Here is a 23,830-nt window from a genome sequence, read left to right as displayed (position 1 = left end):
TCCGGTCCGGAGGAAAAAGGACAGTAAAACATTAACGAATGAGCAGAATAAGTGCTGCAGAAAGCAGCAACGCCAGCTCAATAAAAAAATATATGCGGATATTCTTGCCAATAATTTTTTTTAAAAGAAAATGAACAACGATTCCGGTTAGTGCAATAAGCAACATTGGTACTGCTAATAAGAATCCCCAGCCACTTGGGTTTTGAATGTCATCAACAAAAAGATAAATCGAGTACAAAAGCAAAATTGTAGAACCAATAAATAATGGCGATTGGTAAAGTTTCATATACAGCAAATCAAAGTCGGTAATCGTTTAATCCAAGTGATAATACTCTTTTAGCCATTTGCAAGTACGTTCAATTGTTTCATCAACCGGCGTAAAGCTGAAACCCGGTAACAGCTGTTGCACTTTCGAAGCATCGTAAAAAGTTTTTACTTGTGCTGTGCTGGCTGTTTCTTTGGTAAGCAAGGGCTCTTTATTGCTGAACATGGCTTTCAATGCTTCCATGCGCCATACCAAATTACCCATCCAGGGTTTGGCTAAACGTTGCGGTGCACGAACGCCAAAACCTGCTGCAATTTTTGTAAACAGCTCTTGAAAACTTAAATGTTCTGCACTCAACAAAAAACGTTCGGCTGTAATATCGCTTTTCATTAAGCTGATCATTACAGCAGCCACATCTTTTGCATCAACAAAACCGGTACCGCCCTGGCTGTACCAGGGAAATTGATTATATATTTTTTTGAAGATGGCAACCGAACCGTTTTCCCAATTCGATTCGCCAAGTATCACCGATGGATTAACAATGGCAGCATTCAAACCTTCGCCAATGCCACGCCATACTTCCATCTCCGACAAAAATTTTGTTTTACCGTAGTGAGAGTTATTGGTTTCTTCGGTCCATTCTGTTTTTTCGGTTATCTGTTCTCCTTCACGCAAACGGCCAATAGCCGCAACCGAACTTACATGAATAAACTTGCGGATATTGTTCTGCAGTGCCATGTTTACCATGTTGGCTGTGCCTTCAATATTGATCTTGTACATCTGCTCTCTGCGGCTGCTATGGTATGATACTACTGCAGCACAGTGGTAAACTTCGTCGCAATTCTGCATGATCTCGTCGAGCAGATTTACATCCAGCACATCTCCTTTTATCCATTCGATCTGTTGCTTTTCTTCTTCGCTCAGTAACAATGGTATTGATGTACGGTACAATGCTTTAATAGGTCCCTGCTTTTCCTGCAACAACTGTTTCAATAAAGCCGAGCCAACTAAACCTGCGCCGCCGGTAACAAATACCATAATGGAATGGATAATTTATAATGGAAAATGTAAAATTAGGGTGTGGTTTCGATTATCAACGATCAATTGTACAATTATCCATTGTACTTATAATAGCCTTCGCCGGTTTTACGACCGAGTTTATTTGTTTCCACTTTTTCTTTTTGAATGGGTGATGGTTTTAAACGTTCGGGTTTACCCAGCTGTTCATACACACTGCAACTAACCGCATAATTAATATCGTTGCCGATGAGATCCATGAGCTTGAACGGCCCCATTTTAAAACCTGTTGCTTCAAGCAAAGCATCAACAGTAGCAAAATCGGCAACGCCGTCTTCAACCAGCTTCAATGCTTCAATATAATAAGGGCGTGCAACACGGTTGACGATAAAGCCGGGAGAGTCTTTACAAACCACTGCAGTTTTGTTCAGTTGCTTGGTTAATGCAGCCAGCTGTTCAATCACTTCTTCACTTGTCTGTTCTCCACGCACTACTTCCACCAATTTCATAATGGTGGCCGGGTTAAAGAAATGCAGACCGGCAACACGTTGTGGTTTGTTAATGGATTGCTGCAACTGCGAAATGGAAAGTGATGAAGTGTTGCTTGCAAAAATGGTATCGCCATGATTGATCTCGGCCAATTGATTGAACAATGCAATTTTTGCTTCGGGCTTTTCAATAATGGCTTCAATAATTACATCGGCAATGCAGAAATTAATATCGTTGATGTATTGAAGATTGGCTTTAATACTGCTGTGTTGTTCTTCGCTGATCTTTTGTTTCTGAACAAGTGCATCAAGATTACTGTTGATGGAAGTTTCTGCTTTTTGCAACACTTCTATATTCAAATCGAACAGTAAGGTATAAATACCGCTTTGTGCGGCGGCCTGTGCAATACCGCTGCCCATTGTTCCTGCACCGCAAACGCATAAAGTGTGAACCATAAGTGTAATTAAAAAGTAAAGATAAACGCAGTCGTTGACATTCGCCGGGGATTGTAATAACTTGCAGTGCCTGAAATTCCATGTATACGAAAACACTTTTTTTGACCTGTTGTATTGCTTCTTATCTGTCGTCTGCTGCACAAACTGCTGAATGGTGGGAGCGTACTGTTCGTTGGGACGGTGTGTCTCATTGGAGTCATTACATCAAGTTCAGCCCTGCCTATCTGGGTCCTAATGCACTTCCTGTTCCTTCTGTTACAAATGGGTTAGCAGATAGTAATCATTCTGTAACCATATCTGCAGCCGGCCATTTTATGCCAGGCGACCGTACACTTAATGCAACTATAAAGGGAAATTATTCGATTGTAAAAAATAAAGTGTCGGTTGATGCAATGTGGGTGCCGGTTGAATTTTATACCATGAGCCATAAATTAAAGGAAGAACGTCATGTGTTTTACCTGGCATATAACAGAAACAAAGCAATGGGCGATCTTCATCTCAACTTTAATGTACAATTGCTGAATCCCAATAAGCACAAGCATGCTCTTGCATTCCGAGCAGGCTATCGTTATCCAACTTCTTCAAACGTTGCTTCTGCACGTATGACGGATGCGCCCGGTTATTTTTTTGATGTATCAACAGGAGGTGCGCTATCAAAAAACAGAAAATGGAAGTATATGGCCATGGCCGGTTTCCTGGTTTGGCAACTCAACAACGATCAACCACAAAACGATGCCTTTCTTTTTGGAACAGGTGTTGAATACAATCACAAAACGTTTCAGCTGCAAACAACGGTTGCAGGATTTCTTGGATATCTTAACGATGGAGACAAACCTGTGGTTGGCCGCATAAAAGCAGGCACTGTAAAGCCCGGATTAAATTGGCAATTGCAATTGCAGCAAGGCTTTCACGATTTCAGGTATACCAGTATAGAAGTTGGAACAAAGTATATTTTTAAAACGAAGCAATAAAAAAAGGCAACAGCTATCAGCTGTTGCCTTTTTACCAAATCGGTTATAGTTTAATTACACAGCTCCCGTAAACTGTTTCAAAAACCTTACATCATTCTCACTGAACAAACGGATATCTTTAATACCATATTTCAGCAAGGCAGGGCGTTCAATACCCATACCAAATGCAAAGCCTGAATATTTGTTGCTGTCGATGCCGCAATTCTCCAACACTTTCGGGTGCACCATACCGCAACCTAAAATTTCTAACCAACCTGTTTTTTTGCACACATTACAACCTGCACCGTTACACAACAAACAACTGATGTCCATTTCGGCACTTGGCTCGGTGAACGGGAAGTAAGACGGACGGAAACGCACTTTCACATCTTTACCAAACATTTCCTGCACAAAGAAGTACAGTGTTTGTTTCAGATCAGCAAAGCTTACTTTTTCATCTACATACAAACCTTCCACCTGGTGAAAGAAGCAATGGCTTCTTGCACTAATGGTTTCGTTACGATACACACGACCGGGAGTAATGATGCGGATGGGCAGTTTGCCTTTCTGCATTTCATGTATCTGCACATTGCTCGTGTGTGTACGCAGCAGCCATGCAGGATCGGTGCTGATATAAAAGGTGTCCTGCATATCACGTGCAGGATGATTTTCGGGAAGATTCAATGCAGTGAAGTTGTGGAAGTCGTCATCGATCTCCGGTCCTTCAGCAACAGCAAACCCCAGACGCTGAAAAATATTTACAATGCGGTTACGCATTAAGCTGATGGGGTGACGGCTGCCGATGGGCAACGCATCGCCGGGCAGACTAAGATCAATTTTTGCAGCAGTATCACTTGCGCCATCGCCTGCCAGCGCTTTCCATTCTTCGTACTTCGCTTCGGCAAACTGCTTAAACTCGTTCATGCTCTGACCAAAGGCTTTCTTCTGCTCGTTCGCCACATTTTTCATTTCGCCCATCAGCGATTTTACCAGCCCTTTGGTACCAAGGAATTTAATGCGGTACTCTTCCAGTGCTTTTGCACTATCAATCTGCAATGCCTCAATTTCTTTCTTAAAGGTTTCGATCTGTTGTAACACCTGTTCCATGCGGCAAAGATAAGGTCTGAACCATGATTTGGGTGGATTTGGCCGATAGATAAGACAAGATAAATCCTGCTTGAAATTTTGCAGCTTTGAATTTTGCTTTTTCGTACTTCGTACCTCTTACCTCGTACTTCTTTTCTTATGTTTGCCACCGAAATAAAACTACATGAGTGATTCACAGATGATTGAAGATTTTTTGCAGCCGGTTGATCTTTCGGCAGTGTTGGGCGATGAAGAGTTGAACGATGCGCAGCTGGGCCGCCATATCCAAACCTATGCTTTTTTGTTTCCCGACCTCGAACAGGTTGACCTGGTGATATTGGGTATTACCGAAGAACGTGGTAGCGGCAATGGTATTTCCAATGGCGATGCACCAACGATCATCCGTAAAAATTTATACCGTTTATACAACTGGCACCCCGATGTAAAGATCGCTGATATTGGTAATGTGATGCCGGGAGCTGCATTGAAAGATACTTATGCTGCTGCAAAAGCAGTGATCAAAGAATTAGTGGATGCAAAGAAAACAGTGTTGATACTTGGCGGCAGTCATGATCTTACGCTTGCACAATACGGTGCGTATGTACAACGTCAGCAAATTATTGAAGCAAGTTGTGTGGATGCGTTTATTAATCTCAGTAATGATACTCCTGTCCGCAGTGAGAATTTTTTAATGGAGATGTTAACGGGTGAACCAAACTTTATCCGCCATTATAACCACATGGCTTTCCAGAGTTATTATGTACACCCGACGATATTGCAAACAATGGATCGCCTGCGTTTTGATTGTTTTCGTGTAGGTGTGGTGAAAGATGCGCTGGAAGAAATGGAACCGGTGATTCGCAGCAGCGATCTGTTGAGTATTGATATTGCTGCAATGGCAAATGCCTATGCACCTGCAAATCGTACCTCACCAAACGGATTGAACGGACAGGATATTTGCACACTCACCCGGTTTGCGGGCATGAGCGATCAATTAAGCACGCTGGGTATTTATGGTTACAATGCAAAGCTTGATGTGGATGAATTAACAGCCATTCAGATAGCGCAAATGATCTGGTATTTTATTGATGGGTTGAGCAAAGGAAAAACAGAAGCAGTATTGGACGATCGCCATCAGTTCAGTGAATATCACACCACAATTAACGAAGCCGATGTATTGTTCTTACGCAGTCATAAAACAGGACGTTGGTGGATGCAGTTGCCGAATAAAAAATTCATTGCCTGCAGTGCTACCGATTACCAGTTAGCCATACACAGCGAAATACCTGAACGTTGGTTGAGAGCGCAGGAGAGAGATTGATTTAGTTGCTCACAGATTACACGGATTTGCACAGATTGTTGGCCACAAAGACACAAAGGCGCAAAGAAATACAAAGAAGTTAGTCCTGATCGGAGTCGAGATTCGTATTGAATAAATCCCTTTCGTTAAAATAATCCGTGTTTATCCGTGCAATCTGTGAGCACTTATTCAACGGAAAGAATTTCGTAAGCTGTATTGTTGAACTGAAATGCATCGCCCACTTTCTTCATCAGCATTAATTTTCCCAATGGTGCGTCGGGAGAAACAGCAAACACAAGTTGCTCATCCACTTTCAATTTCCCCAAGCCAAGACTCATATAGAAAAAACCTTTGTTGGTTTCAACCAAGCTGCCACGCACAACCATTTCGGTTTGAAGATGTGGGTCAAGTTTTTCCAGCGCTGCTTTTTGTTGCAACACTTCTTTTAACTGACGGCTGTTGTTTTCCTGTTCGATCTGCAGCATGGCTAAGGCTGTTTCATGCTTATCGCCTGCAGTGCGTTTGGTTTCATTACCGGCGCTGTCTGATAAGTCGTGCAGATTTTTTTGCAATGCATCGATCTTTTGCTGCACCAGCTCCATACAGGTTTGATGTATTTTTTCTTTCAGCGTCATTCTCTGCAAGGTATATCATTCCTTGCAGCGGCGAAGTATGCCATACCTTTTAAACATTCTGTAAAAAATCTTGTTGCTGATAGGTATGGCATACTTAACCGGGTAAGGCATACCTAATCTCGACACAACTAAACAATGTATATTTAGCAACAAAACAAGTGTTGATGATGCACAAGAGTATCGGCTTTTTCGTTTTCAGCTTTCTGTTGGTTTCCTGTTCTGTTCAAAAGCAGGCAAGGGTTTCGCCATTGCAAAAAAATCTCATTGCTGATTCTGCATTAACCAATGCATTTGTGGGTATTGCCGTGTACGATACTGAGACAGGGAAGTACATTCATCAACACAACAGCAATAAATATTTTGTTCCTGCGAGCAATATAAAGCTGCCAACACTTTATGCCGGCATGAAATATCTCGGCGAGCAATTGCCCGGTTTGCAATACAAAGAGGAAGGCGATACATTATACATACAGGCAACAGGCGATCCAACATTGTTGCACGCTGATTACAAAACACAACCTGTTGTTGATTTTTTAAAGAAACAAACAAAGCCCATCGTTATTAATAAAGCTAACTGGAAAGCTGAAGCATTGGGTTATGGCTGGGCATGGGATGATTATCTCGGTTATTACATGACAGAGCGTAGTCCGCTGCCGGTGTATGGTAACTATATTAAATGGATACAGCAACGCAGTATTGAAGAACGTGATGGTGCAAAAGACACTGCTTCGATGGTGTTTACTGAACCGGAAGTAAACTGGGATGTGCAGTTTAAAACAGGAAAGTCAACGGCATTTGATGTAGCCCGTCCACGCACGGAAAATAAATACAGCATTACCGAAGGAAAGGAGATGAGTAAAACGATTGAAGTGCCGTTTGTAACAAACGGATTGCAATCTGCTTTAGAATTATTGAAGGACACAGTTCATCAAACAATAACAGAGGAAAGTTTCCGCATCACCAATCCTGAAGTGGTTTATTCGCAACCGGTCGATTCTATGTTCAAGCCATTGATGTACCGCAGCGATAATTTCTATGCCGAACAGACATTGATGATGGTGAGTCATCAACTCTTTGGAGAAATGGATGAACAAAAACTCATTGCACATTTATTGAGTAACGATCTGAATGGCTTTCCGCAAAAACCAAAATGGGTAGATGGAAGCGGGTTGAGCCGATATAATTTATTTACACCGGAAGATTTTGTTTGGTTACTCTTGAAAATGAAAGATGAATTTGGATTAGAGCGGCTAAAAACAATTTTACCAACGGGTAACACCGGAACCCTGCGTAACTATTATGTGGATGAGGCAGGGTTTATTTTTGCAAAAACAGGTTCGCTCACCGGGCACCTGGCGTTGAGTGGTTTCCTTATCAGCGCAAAAAACAAACTGCTGGTGTTTTCGGTCATAGTAAACAATCACAATACCTCAGCTAGCTCGGTACGCAGGGCCGTTGAAAAGTTCATTCAACAGGTGCGGAAGGAAAATTAAACTCATCGGTTTAAACTTTTGCAGGACAACTCCGTCACAGCAGTACGATTGTTCACCCATATCCGCCGTTTTCTTTCTTAAGCGGGTACCAAATCATCTGTTATGAAAAAAGTATTCTACTCTTTTCTTGCCCTGTTATTTGCATTTACATCCATGGCCCAGGATAATCCGTGCAAAGGCAAAGCTGCATTTCAACTCACGATCAGTGGCAACAGCGTTAAATTTTATTCAGCCACTACAACCAATTCACCACTGGTTCATTCTTGGAAATTTGGCGATGGCCATACCGGCGATGGAGCCAATCCCACTCATACGTATGTAGCAGCCGGTAACTACCGTGTGGTCCATTATATCAAAGACACATTACTGAAGTGTTACGATTCTGCAGTGAAAGAATTCAGTATAGCTACCACGCTCTGCGAATTGGTGCAGCCAAAATTTGAATGGAGAAAAGATTCCGTCAACCCTGCCAAATTCTTTTTCATCAACCATTCATTACCAAATACAGTCGGAACTGCTGTTTCGTATAAATGGAATTTTGGTGATGGAACAGGTTCAACAGAAAAGAACCCCGATCATGTATATGCTGCACCCGGTCAGTACAATGTTTGTTTAACGGTGAGTTATCTCAATACCGGCGCAACTGCATGCACAAAAACCTATTGCAGCATTGTTACGGTTAGTCCGCCATGTGCTGTTCAACCTTCTTTTATATGGGCTGTTGATCCTGCTCATCCGCTTACTGTTAAGTTCAGTAATAAAACAACTGCAACATCAGCAAATACACAATACAAATGGAGCTTTGGTGATGGTAGTTCAAGTACCGATGCTAATCCTGTTCATGTCTATGCAAAAGCAGGAGTTTATAAAGTTTGTCTGGTTGCAATGGTCAGTAACACTTGTGTGCGGGAGTATTGTAAAGAAGTGGTTGTTCGTGATTGCAATTTTGATGCGGGCTTTACATGGGTGATAGATAATGCACATCCGATGCGTGGAGTAAAATTCATGCCAACTCCTTCGCCGCTCACAATTGCACCGTTGAGTGTTAAATGGAGTTTTGGCGATGGTACATACAGTACAGAATATAGTCCACTGCATGTTTACCAGCAGGCAGGTACATACAAAGTTTGTTTACGTATTGAATATTATGCAGGTTGTGTGAAAGAGATTTGTAAAGAAGTAACAATTCCACCGGTTGAAAATTGTGAAGCACTTAGCAGGTTTACAATGGAACGTGTAAGCTCAGCACCAAACACAGTATACTTTAAAGCAGAAACAAACAATACAACGATTAAATATGTTTGGACATTTGGTGATGGTACTGGTGCACTAGGTGCAACAGCAACACATAAATACGAACGTCCGGGTACTTACAGAGTTTGCTTAACCATTTATCGTTCCGACAACTGTGCATCCACTACTTGCAAAGAAGTGGTGATCGGCTCATTGAATTGCGATCAGACCGCAGTAAAATTTGAAATGCAGCGGGCAAATCCGCCAAATAATAATGCGGTGAAATTTACAGCTGTAAGCAATCAGCAAATCACTTCGCAAAGCTGGACCATCTGGAGCAGAAACTCAACCACACCTATTAAGATCAATGCGAATGACCCAACCTATATTTTCCAGGACACAGGTTATTACAAGATCTGTTTGCGTGCAACAACTGCTAACGGATGCGTAAAGGAATATTGTGATTATGTGCACATCACGTACGTACCGATCGAATGTCATTTACAGATTACACCAAATCCTGCAACAACAAACATTCAGTTTAAAGTACAGGTGGAAGTTGCGAAACCTGTAGTTGCTTCGATTATTGATATGACGGGTATGCGCAAAGCAGTCTTTTATTTGAATGCTGTGCCCGGTGTAAATACTTTCACCATTCCTGTGAGTACGTTACCAACCGGTTACTATACACTCGATGTAAAAGTTGGTGACAGGGTTTGCAGTGCGAAGTTTCAGAAAGTGAATTAGAGAAACTTTGGAATATTACAACAAAGAGCAAGTTGTTTAACAACTTGCTCTTTGTTGTAAAGATATTTATGTTTTGTATCTCGACTACCGGTCGATACAAAACAAAACACCCTTCGACTTCGCTCAGGGTATTTTATCGCCCAAACATCTTCTCCAATTCATCTTTCTTAATTTCCATGTAAACAGGAAAACCGTTTGATGTTGCGTTGGGTTGTGCACAGTTAAACAGATCTTCCACCAACTGTTTCATTTCTTTTTGTGTAAGAGTGCGACCGGCTTTGATGCTATGTTGTTTTGCCAGCGAACGGATCAGCTTTTCACGCTTTGAAAACTTCAGATCACTGGTGTAATGCTTAAATTGCTCCAGTAATAATTCAATGGCGGTTACTTCATTGCCCTGCTCAAAATCAGCCGGCGTACCTTGAATAACAAATGTATCTTTTCCAAAAGGTTCAATTAAATAACCGAGTTGTTTTAGCTCGTCACTTAAATCACTTAATAAAACGGCATCTGCAGTTGATAAGTGCAATGTTGATGGAAACAAACTGCTTTGTGTGGCAATGGGTTTACCATCAGCTGCTGCCAGGTAGCGTTCATACAACACACGCTCATGTGCATTTTGTTGATGAATGATCATCATGCCTTTTGCTGTTGCAGCTACAATATAGGTTTGATGAAGCTGTGTAAAATCCTGGTCAGCTAATACCAATTTTGGCGCACTGCCCAGCAACGAAAAATCTGCTGATCCTACTGTGGTCTGTGGACTGTCGACTGAGGACTTGTTTGCCGGTTCATAAAACTCCCGCCAATGTTTCAATTCACTTTTCTGCTGCGGATCAATTTTATGTGCGGCATGTTTTTGTGTGAATGTATTGTACAGTGATGAAGAAGAAGCCTGTGATTTCTGTTCGCTTGTAAAAGGCTTGCTTACCGCATCGAGTTGCTGAATAGTTGGGTCAAGATCAAAATCCAATGTAGGTGTAATGCTGAACTGTGCCAACGCATGCTTTACGGCCGATTGCACAAATGCATACACGATCTTTTCATCTTCAAATTTTATTTCCTGCTTGGTTGGATGCACATTAATGTCCACCTGTGCAGGATCAAGATCAATGAACAGCACATAAGTTGGAAAACTATCGGTTGCGATCATTTCCTGAAAAGCACCTGCAACAGCATGATTGAGATAAGCACTTTTAATGAAACGGTGGTTCACAAAAAAATACTGATCGCCTCTCGTCTTCTTGGCTGTTTCGGGTTTGCCGATAAAGCCATAGATATTCATATAGTCGGTTTGCTCTTCAACCGAAACTAATTTTGCATTGTACTGGTTGCCGAGCAATTGTACAATGCGTTGTTTCAATGTTCCCCTGTCGAGGTGAAACATTTGCTGACCGTTTGCAGTAAGCGAAAAGAAAATATCAGGATAAGCCATGCTCACACGTATGAACTCATCAACGATGTGTCGCATTTCGGCTGCATTGCTTTTTAAAAAGTTTCTTCGTGCAGGAACGTTGAAGAATAAATTCTTCATGGCAATGCTGGTTCCATTGGCAGCAGCAACCGGCTCCTGTCGTTTTACAACGCTGTTTTCAATTTCAATATAAGTTCCTGTCGAATCTTCTGCACGTTTTGTTTTTACTTCCACCTGTGCAACGGCAGCAATAGATGCCAATGCTTCACCACGAAAACCCATGGTCTTGATGCGGAAGAGATCATCAATTTCTTTGATCTTGGAAGTGGCATGACGTTCAAATGCCATGCGTGCATCTGTTTCGCTCATGCCGCCACCGTTATCAATCACCTGCAACAGTTGTTTACCAGCATCGTTAATGATGAGTTGAATTTCTGTTGCGCCAGCATCCACTGCATTCTCCAATAATTCCTTTACTGCACTCGCAGGACGTTGAATTACTTCACCAGCAGCTATCTGGTTGGCAATATGATCGGGTAATAATTGAATGATATCCGGCACTTACACTCCTCTGTTTTGAAACGGCAAATTTACAGTACTTCAGCCAACCGTCGAAGGATAATTCGTTACCTTTAAGCGGATCGAAAAAGCAGAAAACGTACATGAAAAAACTTACCGTAGCAGTGTTGTTTGCAGTTGCATGCCTAACCTCAGTAGCGCAAACAAAAGAAGAGAAAGCAAAACGTTGGGCCGATAGTGTGATGCAAACCTTGAACAACGATCAGCGTATTGCCCAATTAATGATCATCCGTGCACACAGTAATCTTGGGCCGGCGCATGTAAAACAGGTGACCGATCTTATTACAAAGTACAATGTAGGCGGACTTTGTTTTTTCCAGGGTGGTCCTGTTCGCCAGGCCAATCTCACCAACTTTTATCAAAGCATTGCAAAAACACCGTTGATGATCACCATCGATGGTGAATGGGGCTTGGGTATGCGTTTGGATAGTGTGGTGTCACTGCCCCGGCAATTAATGTTGGGTGCAGTGCAAGATGCTGCTACTGCCTACAACTATGGAAAAATATTAGGCGAGCAATGCAAACGAATGGGCATACAGGTAAACTTTGCCCCTGTTGTTGATGTAAACAATAATCCCAACAATCCAGTGATCAATGATCGTTCTTTTGGTGAGGACCGTTACAAAGTGGCGTTGTTCGGTACACAGGTAATGAAAGGCATGCAGGATATGGGTGTAATGGCTTGCGCCAAACATTTTCCCGGTCATGGTGATACAGAAACAGACAGTCATTATGATTTGCCAATCATCAACAAAACAAAACCACAACTTGATTCATTAGAGTTGTATCCTTTCCGTGAGTTGTTTGAAAATGGGGTGGGCAGCGTCATGATCGGTCACTTGTATATACCTGCAATCGACAACACAAAAAATCAAGCCACTTCTTTATCGTATAATAATGTAACAAAGTTATTGCGTGAAGAACTCGGTTACAAAGGCATTACGTTTACCGATGCATTGGAAATGCAGGGCGTAAAAAAGTTTTACCCTGATGGTGCGGCCAGTGTACAATCACTCATTGCAGGTAACGATCTCTTGTGTTTGCCTTCTGATATTCCTGCTGCCATCAAAAAAATAAAAGCAGCGATCAAAAAGAAAAAGCTGAGTTGGGATGATCTCAACAATCGTGTGCATCGTGTATTGATGGCAAAATATTTATACGGACTGGGTGATCTGCAGCCAATTGATACAAACAATCTTGTAGAAGATCTTAACCGAAGCACCGATGCTTTCCGTCAATTAGTTGCTCAACGTTCGATTACATTGGTGAGCAATGAACAAAAACTCTTGCCGCTATCGTCTGCAGCTTTATCCTTTATGGGAAAAGCAACCAATACAGAAAAGAAGATCGCTTATATAGCTATTGGCACAACAGGATCGAATCTGATCACACAAAGGATGAAGGATGAATTAAAAGCAGATATCTTTTTCTTCTCTTATAAAAGTGATGCAGGACGAATTTTATCATTGGTTGAATTGATCAAACAGAATTACAGTCATGTGGTAGTGGGCATGCATGGATATAGCCGCAGGCCACAAAATAATTTCGGCATCAGTAATTCTGCTTTGCAATTGGCAAAACAGTTAGCAGAATTGCCGCAATCTGCATTGCTCCTGTTTGGCAATCCATATGCCATGAAAAATTTCTGCAATGTGAAGACAAGCATTGTTTGTTACGAAGATGATGTTTACACACAGGCTGCTGCATTTGATGTGTTGATCGGTAAGCAACGACCAACCGGAAAACTGCCGGTTACTGTTTGCGATAATATCAAATACGGAACGGGGCTTGAATACATGATGCCTGCCATCGGTGATCTGCAACGGAATTTATTGGATCAATCGAAGTTTGTAACGGTGGATTCAATTGTTGCAGATGCGATTCAGAAAAAAGCATTCCCCGGTTGCGTGATCATGGCGGTGAAAGATGGAAGCATCATGTTCGAAAAAGCATATGGTTCTTATACCTATGAACAAGCAGAACCAATGACGCTTGAATCAGTTTTTGATATGGCATCTGTTACAAAGATCTGCGCCACTACTATTTCAGTGATGAAGTTATACGAAGAAGGAAAGATCGATCTTAAAAAACGATTGGGCGATTATCTTCCCTGGGTCATCGGCTCAACGAAAGAAAATCTGTTGATCGAAGATATCCTGTTACACCAGGCAGGTTTAAAATCGTGGATACCTTTTTTCAGAGAAACGATGGATACAGTTACAGGTATCCCTTACGCCAATTTATATGCTAATGGGCCAAGTGAAGAATATAATATTCGAGTTGCTGATACATTTTACATGCGCAACGATTGGCGTGATACAATGTATCAACGTATTCTGCAAAGTGAAATGGGACCCAATGGAAAATATGTGTACAGTGATAACGATTTTATTTTCTTAGGAAAGATCGTTGAGCAACTTTCAGGAATGACACTCGATGAATACGTACGCAAAACATTTTACGAACCATTGCATTTAGAGTCGTCGGGATTTTTGCCTTTACAGCGGATGCCTGTGAATCGTATTGTACCCACAGAACGTGAAGTGCAGTTTCGTCGTCAATTATTAAGAGGCGATGTACATGATCCCGGTGCGGCTATGTTTGGCGGTATTGCTGGACATGCGGGCTTGTTCAGCACGGCTTATGAGCTGGCTGTAATTATGCAGATGGTGAGCAATGGTGGTACAATTGGTCAGCAAACTTTTTTTAAACCGGAAACAGTACAGAAATTCATTGCTTATGGTAGTGAAAACAGTCGCCGGGGTTTAGGTTTTGATAAACCGGAGAAGGACAATGCCACACGAAAAGAACCTTATCCTTCTTTATTGGTTTCGCCTTCAACATTCGGTCATACAGGTTATACAGGTACCGGTGTGTGGGCCGATCCGGAGAATAAGATCGTATATATTTTCCTGAGCAATCGTGTACATCCTGAAGGTGGCACCAATACAAAACTGCTAACATTGAACGTAAGAGGAAAGGTGCAGGATGCGTTGTATAAAATATTGCTGGGCAAATAAATTAGCAATATGGACATGTCTAAGCTTTCCAATTACCAATTATTTGAAATAATTCAAAACAACTCCTTAGATAGAGTTATCAGAAATGAGGCGAACGCAGAATTTGATAAAAGAGAAATATCTGTTGATGAAATAAGTCAGCTAATCAGCACACACGACTCTCTGTATAAGCCTGATAAGGAAACAGGTTTAGATTTAAAGTATAAGATTATACTTGTTGTATTTCCTTTTTTTATCTTTTTACATAACATCATTGCAGCTATAATATTAGATAAACGTAAAGAATATAAATTCAAACAATATTGGCTATATCTTTCAATAGGTTACGTGTTGTGGACTGCTATTGTGATTTTATTTGCTCGTTACAACTTGTTTAAAACAGAATCTTTGAAGGGTTAGGTAGTTAACACCATCCCTCTCCTCCATATAGTAAAATGATTCAGGGATGTCTCCTACGTCGACATGACGAACTCCGAAACTCACTTCAACCTCATCAACAGCTCGACAATCTCTTTCTCCCTCGTCCACACAATGAAATGATTTTCTTTTTCGAACGTAGTTACAAAAACAGAATCTGTTTTCGTCAGCATTTTCTGCGTGTAAGCAACATTGCTGTAAGGAACCAGTATATCTTTTGTGCCATGTAAAATATAAACAGGGCAAGTAATCTTTTCATAATCGGGCTGCATCTGTTTCAAATCAGTTTTCAAATACCACAACTCTTCATTACTTGGCCGCATGGCGCCAGGTACTAAATAATTCAACGGGGTTTTAAATAATATCGGTCGCCATTTCTCCGGCTTTTCGGCTGCAGGGTCTTGTGATCCTGCAAGTATTACTAATGCTTTTGTGTATTGTGGTCGTGCTGCTGCCAGTTTAATTATTAATGGTCCGCCCATGCTGTGACCGATCAGTACAAACGGGTTGTTGTTGTACACCGAATCCATCCATGCACTGATGATGTTTGTTTGTTCAGTAAGATTCATGGCATTCCCAAAATCGCTGTAACCAAAACCGGGACGATCAATGGAGATAATTCTATAGTGTTGTAACAACTCTTTGTTGCGCAGATAAGATGCAAACGCATCCCAACTGCCGGGTGTGCCATGCACAAATAACAAAGTAGGTAAACTGTCATTGCCTGTTTGTGCATAATGCAACGGAAAACCATTGATCTTTTTTGTTGCAGTGAATAATGCAACACCGGAGTTGTTGAATTTCTCTTTAGCCTTGCTATCGCTCATGCGCATTTTCATACAGCTTTGCGCCATGATCAGCCAGAGCAGTAAAATAATTCCGAGGATCATAAAGGAGCGTTTCATCCAGCGAGGCATAGTTTAAGTAAGTTATGAAAAAAATCAGCAGACAGTTTAAAGTGATTGAGCACATTAAAATCTGTTATAGTTTTTTATATAAGTCATCGCCAAGATCTTTTTTTAATTGTTGAAGTACGCTCAGCAAACTACCAAGACTCTTTTGAGAAAATGATATGGACATTCCCGGCACAGCTGCATTTATATCCCGGTAACGAGTATAAAGTGTAAGATCCCATCGCTTCGTATTGAAATGACGGTTTTGCATTTCCAACACAGTGAAATTGGAAGAGACGTAACGGTATATTTCAAATTCTCTTGAATTTTTTATATCCGTTTCAGCATTTAATTGAACCAATGCATTGATAAATGAAGAAAGGTCTTCAATTGATATCTGAATATTCCTTTCATTGAATGAAATGAAGGTTGACAAAATGCCCCGGCTTACAAAACAAACAGATCGTTCAGCAGAACCATCTTTTAATGAAGTGGCAGTAATCAATCCTATATGCACATCTTCAGTTGAGCCAATTGTATCGTAATGCAGCTTCACAAACGCATCAGGCCGCATGGTCATTTTTACAAGCCTGCTGTATTCGATCAAGCTGTCGTTTTGTGCAAAGGAAAAAACAGGAAGCAGAAAAAAAAGGTGTAAAAAATGTTTCATAGTTTTTTACACTAATTTATTGATGAACATTTTTCGCCGTTGTTAACGAAATGAGAACTGTTGCAAAAGAAAAACCCCAACTTTCGTCGGGGTTTGTTTGCTTACGCATTATCATTTTGAGGCGGCTGATCTTTTTTCTTTTCGATCTGCGGTCTGTTTTGCTGTGGTGGACGTTGTTGCTGATTGCCACCACCTTGTTTCGGTTGTTGTGGTTGTCCTCCTGGTCGCTGTTGTTGCTGCGGTCTGTTTTGTTGTGGTGGACGTTGCTGCTGATTGCCTCCGCCTTGCTTCGGCTGTTGTTGTTGTTGACCACCCGGACGCTGTTGCTGCTGTGGCCTGTTTTGTTGCGGTGGGCGTTGTTGCTGATTGCCTCCGCCTTGTTTTTGCTGTTGCTGACCTTGCCCACCCGAACGTTGCTGCTGTTGTTGCGAACGCTCTTTGTCTTTACGCTTCTTACTGTTACGTTCCAAAGCACGCAAACTTATCTGGCCAACTAATTCTACATGTGCATGTTCTTTCTCTTCTGCTTTTGCAGGCGAAAGTTCTATTGCACCTAATTCATCGGGGCGCTGACCTCTTGCATTCATGCCACGGATCTCTTTTACTCGATCAATGGGAACAGGATATTGTTTGTTACTGTCGGGTAAAATATACCACATCAGGTTTTTGAAAATATCTTTCTTAATCAGTTGGGCAGTGCCACGTGTAAGTTCCAATGTATCGGCATTGTTAGGAAACTGTTGCAACGCATCGAGGTAAGTATCCAGCTCATAATTCAAACAACATTTCAAACGACCGCATTGTCCGCTGAGTTTTGTTTGATTGATCGTAAGGTTTTGGTAACGGGCAATGGTAGTGGTAACACTCTTAAAATCGCTGAGCCAGCTGCTGCAGCAAAGCTCACGGCCGCAGCTGCCAATACCGCCGATCTTCGCAGCTTCCTGGCGAATACCGATCTGTTTCATCTCCACTTTTATCTTAAACTCACCGGCGTAGATCTTGATCAGTTCACGGAAATCAACACGGTCTTCAGCAGTATAATAGAATGTAGCTTTTCGTCCATCGGCCTGGAATTCCACCTCGATCAACTTCATATCCAGTTTTAGCTGAATAATAATCGCTCTGGCACGAACAAGCGACGGCTTTTCACGTTCCTTGCTTTCTTTCCATTTCTGCAGGTCCATATCGTTGGCCTTGCGCATAATCTTTTTGATCTCGGGGTTATCTTCCTTCACACCCTTTTTCTTCATCTGCAAACGCACCAGCTCGCCGCTCAGGTTCACCATGCCCACATCAAAACCACTTATGCCTTCTACTGTAACCATGTCGCCTTTAATAAAAGGCTGTAACGTATTGTTGCGGTAAAATTCTTTGCGGCTTCCGTTATTAAAAGTTACTTCTACAATACGGCAATCGCTGTCGGGGTCACTAAAAGGCAGGTTTGCCAGCCAGTCGTGCACATTCAGGCGGTTACAACCACCCGTGCTGCAGCCGCCATTGCTCTTGCAACCTCCCGGTTTACCCGTACTACAACTTGAACAACTCATTATAATGAGGTATTAAATGTTAATAATAAAGAAGAAGATGATGGGGCAAGCTGAAGAATATCGCCTGGCTTTGGTTGTGTCACTCACTTGTACGCTTTGTTCGCTATGCAGCCGGCAAAGCACAATTTTCGGTAGATATGTTGAAATGCGTTGCCAAAACGGGCAATGCAGTAAATGAGTTCCGATGAAAACTATCGGATTGCAGATCCAATACATCTGCATACGACACAACAAAAAACGATCAGCAATTCAGAAGCCTACGCACAAAATCTTTCTTTCTCTCTCAACCTGTTCATTCGCTCAAATCCTTTACCACAGGTCAATTCCATCAAAAATAGGGAATAATATGCAAAGCTAACGGTTGTGGTTTCGCCAGGTTACCCTAATGGGGGCTCACCGGCAAAAAACGACCAGACCTAATAGGTTGGATTAGCCCACTTCAATCACCGATTTGTTGGCAACAATGTGATACAATTTAATGGTATGCGCCATAAACAGCATTTTGGCATTGGCGTTCCGCTCAATGTGATATGCTGCCTCGTCGAGCTGTTGGGTAATGGCCTGCTGCTGGCTGATATCGCAAAGCTTGTTAAGCCGCAGGGCAAAATCTTTTTCGGGGCCTGTAAGCGGCAAATGTTCTTCGCCCATTGTGCGCAAACGGATACTCTGTTCCAGCAGATGGGTGAAATAGCGGAGAAACTGCTTTTGCTTTTCACGCCCCAGTGCACTGATCGTGTCAACCCATTTAACCTGTGCAATCGGTCCGGTTTTTAAAATGGCGTTCAGCCATTCACGCAGCAACGATTGCCAATCTTCCTCGGCATGCTGTATTAATTGCAGTGCTTCACGATAATTGCCTTCGCTCACTGCCGCAAGCTGCATGGACTGTGTTTCACTTAGCTTACTGCGTTGCTGCAAGGCAACAGCAACATCGCTTATTTCAATAGGCGGTATGCGTACCGTTTGGCAACGGCTGAGAATGGTGGGCAATACCAGGCTTTCGTTTTCGGCAACTAAAATAAACAAAGTGTTTGGTGGGGGTTCTTCAATCAGCTTCAGCAATTTGTTGCCTTCGTTGCCGAGATATTCGGGCATCCAGAGAACAAGGATTTTGTACTCGCTCTCGAAACTTTTGAGGTTCAGTTTGCGGATAATGTCGGCACATTCGGCCGCTGTAATATTTCCCTGTTTATTTTCTGCACCTATAAACTGCAACCAATCATATACATTGCCGTATGGATATTGTTTGATGAACTCACGCCACTCGGTTATATAATCGGTACTGATGGGTTTATCACCACTTTTGCGTGGAATAACCGGGTAACTATAATGAATGTCCGGATGTATATATTGTTCGGCCAGTTCTGCACCATGACTGGTTGCCGCTGCCACGGGTTCATCGCCAAACAAACCGGCTGTTGTTGCAACAGGTTTGTTTTTTTCGCTCTGGCTCACCACATACGAACTAAAGGCGAGGGCCAACGGTAAACCACCGCTTCCTTCTTTACCAATGAACAGCAGGGCATGACTGAGACGGTTGTTATCAACCATTTCTTTCAATTGCTGAATCACGGGTTCCTGTCCAATGATGTGGGAGAATTGCATGCGGCGAAGATAAGATTTGACGAAATGAAAAAAGAAATACCCAAAAAGGTGTCTTTAGCTTTAACGAACAAACTGAAAGTTTTTCTTGAAAGAAAGAAATCGCTTTTCAAAAAAGTAATAAGAAACAGATGCGATACCTACTGTAACAAGAAACATTAATAGCAATCCAATAAGTTGAATTGGACCACTCTTATGTGTAAAGAATTTTAAAAAATAGCCAACTACTGGAATGTGGAAAATATATAATCCAAATGAAATTTTGCCAAGAAAAGAGAGAATCCTGTTCTTAAGAATTTTGTTTAAGCCAGAGCCATTATTTCCCAAAATGCTAATTAGTATAAGGGCAAATCCTGTGGCCTGTAAAGGGTAGATGATTAGCTGATGAAAGCCTGTAATGTTTTTGCTTGGCAATAAAACTACAATAAACAAAAATGCAAACCCTGTGAAAAGGAGTAAATAGTAGTTTTTTAAAGTAAGAAATCTTGCCTTGTAAAAAAAGCCCAGTAATACTCCTGTTAGAAAGCTATCGGCCGAAAGCGGAGTTAAATGTATAACCTGGAATTTCGCTTTTAACACAATGGCAATGAATTTACCAATAAATAATAGTAGGAAGATAATGATGAAAAATAGTTTCACATGGGTTTGTGATTTTGAAAAAAGCCACAATAGCAAGAAGGGTAAAATAAGGTAATATTGCTCTTCTACAGAAATCGTCCATAAATGCCCACAATAAGGGATAGAGTTAGAGTATTCTGCAACTGTAAGAAAGTTGTCAATGAAAAAAATATTTCCAAGCAGCCTGATATATGAAAAATCTATATTGAAAATATGAGTATATAGAAAGAGAAGAATACTCAGGAATACAAAATACAACGGCCAAATACGAAGAAGCCTACGTATGAAGTAGTATTTTTTATTGATAAAACCATTTGCCTCGTATTCGAAACAGAGAACTCTTGTAAGCAGGAAGCCGCTTAAGAAAAAGAAGAATTCAACACCAAACCAGGCTGTTTGTACAAAAGAAGAACCGATTTCAAGGAAAGTATGTCCTAGAAAAACAAGAAGAAAAGAAATAAAACGGAGGCTGTCAATTTCAGCAAAATAAAATCTATACTGATTAGCATCGGAAATTGACTTCATGGAAGATTTGCTTCTTCGCAAAATACCAAAAAAGCAGAAGCGTATGCTTCTGCTTTCTGATAATAAATACCTGAACTTATAATTTACTCGTAATCTCTTCACTCAGCGGAGTTACTTTACTTGGGAAGTAAGCAACCAATTCGCCTTTTTCGTTCAGTAAAAATTTATTGAAGTTCCATTTTACTTCAGCATCCAACACACCATTCTTTGCTTTGCTGGTAAGCCATTGATATAAAGGATGCATATCATCACCCTTTACACTTATTTTGGCCGCCATCGGAAAAGTTACATTGTAAGTGCCGCTACAGAATTCTTTGATCTCAGCATTAGTGCCGGGTTCCTGTCCGCCAAAATTGTTGGCAGGAAAGCCAATGATAACCAGCTTGTCTTTATACTTTTCATACAGTTCTTCCAGCTCGGTGTATTGCTTGGTGTAACCACATTTCGAAGCTGTGTTTACAATTAAAATTTTCTTGCCTTTAAACTTGGCAAAGTTGATGGTTTTGCCATCAATACCTTCTACTTTAAAATTGTAAACGGTTGGTTGTTTATGAATGCCCGTAAATGCAAACGAAACAAATACGATAGCAGCTAAAATAAAACGAATCATTTTTTCTCTTTTTAATGTAATAGAATAAACACAATAAATACGATTCTGTTCAAAGTTCAGATGAAATGGCGAGCAAAGGCTTTCCGCTCATCATTTTGAAGCTATTGTTTTTCGTAGGCACCAAGGTCGGGCAAACCAACACGGGGCAAACCGTCGAAATCGGTGAGTAATGAGGATGCTACGCCTTTGTTAACAGCAGGGGATCCGGCTTTTAATTTAAAGCTGTAGTAACGGTGGGCAACATCAATACTATCAAATGCAGGTGCTGTATTTTTAATGCTGTTATTCAACAGCACACTCGCAGGATCTGTTTTGGAACGGAACAATACATTGTTCAATGTAAGGTTTGCCGCAGCAACTCCTTCTTTCTGCAATACCACTTCGTTATCAACCAAACCTTCATCGCCCCAAATAATACTGTTGGTAAAAACAGCATTCAATGCAGCCGTATAAATGGTATTGTTCTGTTTAACAAAATTGCTGGCAATTAAAGCAGGTGTTTTGTGCTGTACAAACGAATTGGAAAACGATGCAACTGTGCAATGGTTGAAATTGTAGCTGCCTCCATATAACAAAGCAATGTTATTACCGCAGTTGGTAATTAAACAATTGTTGGCGTTAATGCTGCTGTTGACTGCAAACAAACCGATGTCGTAAATGTTATCAAGCACACAGTTGTTGAGTGTAAGTTTAGGATTACTGTTTGTCGCAGGTTGTTCAACAATAATTCCCTGGTAAGCATTTTTAATATATGTGTAGGTAAGCTGGTTGTTAATGCTGCTGCCACGGAAATAAATGCCGGGCCAGCTGCCGGGGTAATCACGATAGGGATCATCGAGCCTGTTGCTGCGAAATACAACACTATCGGCTTTTGTTCCGTTGATGATAAGTGTACCATCAACTATAAAAGGAGCATCTGCATTTAAATGAATCCTTGTTCCTTTTTGAATCGTTAGTACAGCATTGGTATCAACGATCATTCCGCCGAGTATTACATAAGGCTTATCGTTTGTCCAGTTAATATTGCCTTGCAGAATAGTGCTGCGGATGTAGTGTGCATTTTGTCCGTATGCTTCCAGTTGCTTAAAACTGGTATTACCATTCCATTCCAACTTGATACTGTCTCGTATAAGAAAAGGTTGATTGGCTGCAGTAGGGTTGATGTTCACCCGTACAAAAACATAGATGCTGTCGTTGGCAGCAAGTTCAATATTGTTGAATTGTGTTCCCTGGCTGCCATCAACATTCATTTTAAATGCAGAGGCCGATCCGCCCATTAACTGCAAATTGCTGATGTTGATCTTTTGTTTGTTGTTGTTTTTGATCAGGAAATATTCGGTAATCGATCCTGCAGATGTAAACACTGTGTCAAAACGTAAGCTGTCATTACCAATAGTTAACCGGGCTTCTTTGCTGTTAGTAAACGACTCTTTACGGCAGGCACCGAAAACAATGAGCAGTACAATAAGCAGTATAGGGAAGTTATTTTTCACTGTTGTAAAAATAAGCAACCAAAGGATAAACACAACAAGGTAGTATTGTTAAACTTCCAAATCAGTTAGTCGCAGGTTAATGCAGCAATACTTAATGTTAAACCATCTGCGGTTTTTAAAGCAGTGCCACAGGCTTCAAGGGTGGCACCGGTAGTAATTACATCATCCACAAGCAATACATGTTTATGAGCCAGAGCTTCCTTGTTGCTGATGGCAAAGCTATTGTCAACATTTGTCCATCTGTCGCTGCGGCCTTTTTTCGTTTGCGTGTCGGTGTAACGTTTGCGTATAACCGCATCGCTAAGTACAGGGAGTTGCAATACTTCGGCAATACCCTCGCAAATAACAGTTGATTGATTGTATCCTCTGCGTTTTTCTTTATCTGGAAACAGCGGCAAGGGAACTAAAGCCTGCATATTGGTAAAGCGATTGCTTTTTTGTAATTGAATGCCGAACCATTTGCCTAACTGTAAGCCCACATCTTTGTTGCCTTTGTATTTAAGCTGGTGAATGAGTCGTTGCAATACGGAATGTTTATGGAAATAATATCCTGCAGTTGCCGATTTAAGATTTAACCGGCCGTAAAATATTTTTTCGATAGGGTTGTTTGAGTAAGCTGCATAATTTGTTTCAGGAAGAGTGGAATAACAACGCAGGCAAATCTCCTGATCGTTTTCCAGCAGATCGCTGCCACAGCCGGCACAGTTATGCGGATAAAGCAGGTGCAGAAAATCGTTGAACAGTTTACTGGTGTTTATCATGATAGTAAGAT

General features: G+C 41.4%; 20 protein-coding genes. 6 read left to right on the top strand and 14 right to left on the bottom strand.

Going from position 1 to position 23,830, the window contains the following annotated elements; all coding sequences use genetic code 11:
* Positions 1-31: 31 nt before the first annotated feature.
* The 3 genes from ESA94_RS07915 to ESA94_RS07905 form a co-directional block, all read right to left on the bottom strand.
* Complete coding sequence (locus ESA94_RS07915) at positions 32-286, bottom strand: hypothetical protein (RefSeq protein ID WP_129130348.1); 255 nt, start codon at positions 284-286, stop codon at positions 32-34.
* Between the two features lie 27 nt (positions 287-313).
* Positions 314-1,303 (bottom strand): NAD-dependent epimerase/dehydratase family protein, encoded by a 990-nt coding sequence (locus tag ESA94_RS07910; RefSeq protein WP_129130347.1) that lies wholly within the window; start codon positions 1,301-1,303, stop codon positions 314-316.
* Between the two features lie 74 nt (positions 1,304-1,377).
* Positions 1,378-2,226 (bottom strand): 3-hydroxyacyl-CoA dehydrogenase NAD-binding domain-containing protein, encoded by an 849-nt coding sequence (locus ESA94_RS07905; protein WP_129130346.1) that lies wholly within the window; start codon positions 2,224-2,226, stop codon positions 1,378-1,380.
* A gap of 101 nt (positions 2,227-2,327) precedes the next feature.
* Between ESA94_RS07905 and ESA94_RS07900 the strand changes: the two genes are divergently transcribed.
* The gene (locus tag ESA94_RS07900; protein ID WP_129130345.1) at positions 2,328-3,197 is read left to right on the top strand and encodes a hypothetical protein; all 870 of its coding nucleotides are present in this window, start codon (positions 2,328-2,330) and stop codon (positions 3,195-3,197) included.
* 54 nt (positions 3,198-3,251) lie between these two features.
* Here ESA94_RS07900 and pheS read toward each other — a convergent pair whose 3' ends face one another.
* Positions 3,252-4,283 (bottom strand): phenylalanine--tRNA ligase subunit alpha, encoded by a 1,032-nt coding sequence (gene pheS / locus ESA94_RS07895; RefSeq protein ID WP_129130344.1) that lies wholly within the window; start codon positions 4,281-4,283, stop codon positions 3,252-3,254.
* Between the two features lie 163 nt (positions 4,284-4,446).
* Between pheS and ESA94_RS07890 the strand changes: the two genes are divergently transcribed.
* Positions 4,447-5,583, top strand: a complete 1,137-nt coding sequence (locus ESA94_RS07890; protein WP_129130343.1) for an arginase family protein — start codon at positions 4,447-4,449, stop codon at positions 5,581-5,583.
* A gap of 164 nt (positions 5,584-5,747) precedes the next feature.
* Here the strand turns inward: ESA94_RS07890 and ESA94_RS07885 are convergent, their stop codons facing one another.
* Positions 5,748-6,197, bottom strand: a complete 450-nt coding sequence (locus tag ESA94_RS07885) for a hypothetical protein (RefSeq protein WP_129130342.1) — start codon at positions 6,195-6,197, stop codon at positions 5,748-5,750.
* A 164-nt stretch (positions 6,198-6,361) separates the two neighbouring features.
* Between ESA94_RS07885 and ESA94_RS07880 the strand changes: the two genes are divergently transcribed.
* A complete protein-coding gene (locus ESA94_RS07880; protein ID WP_129130341.1) occupies positions 6,362-7,690 on the top strand; it encodes a D-alanyl-D-alanine carboxypeptidase/D-alanyl-D-alanine-endopeptidase in 1,329 nt (442 codons plus the stop codon).
* 102 nt (positions 7,691-7,792) lie between these two features.
* A complete protein-coding gene (locus ESA94_RS07875) occupies positions 7,793-9,670 on the top strand; it encodes a PKD domain-containing protein (protein ID WP_129130340.1) in 1,878 nt (625 codons plus the stop codon).
* Positions 9,671-9,803: 133 nt separating this feature from the next.
* On the opposite strand, the gene mutL is transcribed toward ESA94_RS07875, so the two are convergent.
* Positions 9,804-11,645 carry a DNA mismatch repair endonuclease MutL gene (mutL, locus tag ESA94_RS07870; RefSeq protein ID WP_129130339.1) on the bottom strand — a complete coding sequence of 614 codons (1,842 nt, stop codon included), beginning with the start codon at positions 11,643-11,645 and terminating at the stop codon, positions 9,804-9,806.
* Positions 11,646-11,746: 101 nt separating this feature from the next.
* On the opposite strand from mutL, the gene ESA94_RS07865 reads away from it, so the two are divergent.
* Both ESA94_RS07865 and ESA94_RS07860 read left to right on the top strand, forming a co-directional pair.
* Positions 11,747-14,683 (top strand): glycoside hydrolase family 3 N-terminal domain-containing protein, encoded by a 2,937-nt coding sequence (locus ESA94_RS07865; RefSeq protein WP_129130338.1) that lies wholly within the window; start codon positions 11,747-11,749, stop codon positions 14,681-14,683.
* A 15-nt stretch (positions 14,684-14,698) separates the two neighbouring features.
* The gene (locus ESA94_RS07860) at positions 14,699-15,082 is read left to right on the top strand and encodes a hypothetical protein (RefSeq protein ID WP_129130337.1); all 384 of its coding nucleotides are present in this window, start codon (positions 14,699-14,701) and stop codon (positions 15,080-15,082) included.
* 80 nt (positions 15,083-15,162) lie between these two features.
* Here ESA94_RS07860 and ESA94_RS07855 read toward each other — a convergent pair whose 3' ends face one another.
* From ESA94_RS07855 to ESA94_RS07820, 8 genes are all read right to left on the bottom strand, one after another.
* Entirely contained in the window at positions 15,163-16,005 is an 843-nt protein-coding gene (locus ESA94_RS07855; protein WP_164972674.1) for an alpha/beta fold hydrolase, read from the bottom strand.
* Positions 16,006-16,081: 76 nt separating this feature from the next.
* Entirely contained in the window at positions 16,082-16,663 is a 582-nt protein-coding gene (locus ESA94_RS07850; RefSeq protein WP_129130335.1) for a hypothetical protein, read from the bottom strand.
* A 101-nt stretch (positions 16,664-16,764) separates the two neighbouring features.
* Complete coding sequence (locus ESA94_RS07845; protein ID WP_129130334.1) at positions 16,765-18,210, bottom strand: PSP1 domain-containing protein; 1,446 nt, start codon at positions 18,208-18,210, stop codon at positions 16,765-16,767.
* A gap of 429 nt (positions 18,211-18,639) precedes the next feature.
* Positions 18,640-19,815, bottom strand: a complete 1,176-nt coding sequence (locus tag ESA94_RS07840; RefSeq protein WP_129130333.1) for a DNA polymerase III subunit — start codon at positions 19,813-19,815, stop codon at positions 18,640-18,642.
* A gap of 60 nt (positions 19,816-19,875) precedes the next feature.
* A complete protein-coding gene (locus ESA94_RS07835) occupies positions 19,876-20,955 on the bottom strand; it encodes an acyltransferase family protein (RefSeq protein ID WP_129130332.1) in 1,080 nt (359 codons plus the stop codon).
* Between the two features lie 76 nt (positions 20,956-21,031).
* Positions 21,032-21,565, bottom strand: a complete 534-nt coding sequence (locus ESA94_RS07830; protein WP_129130331.1) for a glutathione peroxidase — start codon at positions 21,563-21,565, stop codon at positions 21,032-21,034.
* Between the two features lie 101 nt (positions 21,566-21,666).
* The gene (locus ESA94_RS07825; RefSeq protein ID WP_240671011.1) at positions 21,667-23,058 is read right to left on the bottom strand and encodes a choice-of-anchor Q domain-containing protein; all 1,392 of its coding nucleotides are present in this window, start codon (positions 23,056-23,058) and stop codon (positions 21,667-21,669) included.
* 65 nt (positions 23,059-23,123) lie between these two features.
* The gene (locus ESA94_RS07820) at positions 23,124-23,819 is read right to left on the bottom strand and encodes a ComF family protein (RefSeq protein ID WP_129130330.1); all 696 of its coding nucleotides are present in this window, start codon (positions 23,817-23,819) and stop codon (positions 23,124-23,126) included.
* Between the last annotated feature and the right edge of the window lie 11 nt (positions 23,820-23,830).

Source organism: Lacibacter luteus (assembly GCF_004118265.1).
Classification (GTDB): domain Bacteria; phylum Bacteroidota; class Bacteroidia; order Chitinophagales; family Chitinophagaceae; genus Lacibacter; species Lacibacter luteus.
Note: the sequence above shows the minus strand (reverse complement) of the source record. Positions and strands in the feature narration are given on the sequence as shown.

What these genes read in the sequence shown, in the direction of transcription:
- ESA94_RS07915 (WP_129130348.1), bottom strand. Translation starts at nt 286, where the DNA reads ATGAAACTTTACCAATCGCCATTATTTATTGGTTCTACAATTTTGCTT.
- ESA94_RS07910 (WP_129130347.1), bottom strand. Translation starts at nt 1,303, where the DNA reads ATGGTATTTGTTACCGGCGGCGCAGGTTTAGTTGGCTCGGCTTTATTG.
- ESA94_RS07905 (WP_129130346.1), bottom strand. Translation starts at nt 2,226, where the DNA reads ATGGTTCACACTTTATGCGTTTGCGGTGCAGGAACAATGGGCAGCGGT.
- pheS (WP_129130344.1), bottom strand. Translation starts at nt 4,283, where the DNA reads ATGGAACAGGTGTTACAACAGATCGAAACCTTTAAGAAAGAAATTGAG.
- ESA94_RS07890 (WP_129130343.1), top strand. Translation starts at nt 4,447, where the DNA reads ATGAGTGATTCACAGATGATTGAAGATTTTTTGCAGCCGGTTGATCTT.
- ESA94_RS07885 (WP_129130342.1), bottom strand. Translation starts at nt 6,197, where the DNA reads ATGACGCTGAAAGAAAAAATACATCAAACCTGTATGGAGCTGGTGCAG.
- ESA94_RS07880 (WP_129130341.1), top strand. Translation starts at nt 6,362, where the DNA reads ATGATGCACAAGAGTATCGGCTTTTTCGTTTTCAGCTTTCTGTTGGTT.
- ESA94_RS07875 (WP_129130340.1), top strand. Translation starts at nt 7,793, where the DNA reads ATGAAAAAAGTATTCTACTCTTTTCTTGCCCTGTTATTTGCATTTACA.
- ESA94_RS07865 (WP_129130338.1), top strand. Translation starts at nt 11,747, where the DNA reads ATGAAAAAACTTACCGTAGCAGTGTTGTTTGCAGTTGCATGCCTAACC.
- ESA94_RS07860 (WP_129130337.1), top strand. Translation starts at nt 14,699, where the DNA reads ATGTCTAAGCTTTCCAATTACCAATTATTTGAAATAATTCAAAACAAC.
- ESA94_RS07855 (WP_164972674.1), bottom strand. Translation starts at nt 16,005, where the DNA reads ATGAAACGCTCCTTTATGATCCTCGGAATTATTTTACTGCTCTGGCTG.
- ESA94_RS07850 (WP_129130335.1), bottom strand. Translation starts at nt 16,663, where the DNA reads ATGAAACATTTTTTACACCTTTTTTTTCTGCTTCCTGTTTTTTCCTTT.
- ESA94_RS07845 (WP_129130334.1), bottom strand. Translation starts at nt 18,210, where the DNA reads ATGAGTTGTTCAAGTTGTAGTACGGGTAAACCGGGAGGTTGCAAGAGC.
- ESA94_RS07840 (WP_129130333.1), bottom strand. Translation starts at nt 19,815, where the DNA reads ATGCAATTCTCCCACATCATTGGACAGGAACCCGTGATTCAGCAATTG.
- ESA94_RS07835 (WP_129130332.1), bottom strand. Translation starts at nt 20,955, where the DNA reads ATGAAGTCAATTTCCGATGCTAATCAGTATAGATTTTATTTTGCTGAA.
- ESA94_RS07830 (WP_129130331.1), bottom strand. Translation starts at nt 21,565, where the DNA reads ATGATTCGTTTTATTTTAGCTGCTATCGTATTTGTTTCGTTTGCATTT.
- ESA94_RS07820 (WP_129130330.1), bottom strand. Translation starts at nt 23,819, where the DNA reads ATGATAAACACCAGTAAACTGTTCAACGATTTTCTGCACCTGCTTTAT.